We start from the raw sequence: 279 nt of genomic DNA on the forward strand, positions 1-279 counted from the left end.
CTGTCATCCTCATTACCGGCCATGGTGATGTACCCATGGCCGTCGATGCGCTCCACAACGGCGCCTATGACTTCATAGCCAAGCCGTTTCCCGCCGAACGGATGGTGGAAAGCGCCCGCAGAGCCCTCGAAAAGCGCCGCCTCGTGCTGGAAAATCGCGCGCTTCGCCGGGCAGCCGGGCAGGCGGAGGACGACCTGCCGCTGATCGGGCAGACACCCGCCATGGAGCGCTTGCGCATGACGCTCAGGCATATTGCCGATACGGATGTCGATGTGCTGG

At 63.8% G+C, this 279-nt stretch carries 1 pseudogene; it reads left to right on the forward strand.

What is annotated here, in order from left to right:
• A pseudogene (locus EN804_RS36875) lies at positions 1-279 on the forward strand (response regulator); the annotation flags it as partial.

Origin of the sequence: Mesorhizobium sp. M8A.F.Ca.ET.161.01.1.1 (assembly GCF_004792105.1) — a bacterium.
Classification (GTDB): domain Bacteria; phylum Pseudomonadota; class Alphaproteobacteria; order Rhizobiales; family Rhizobiaceae; genus Mesorhizobium.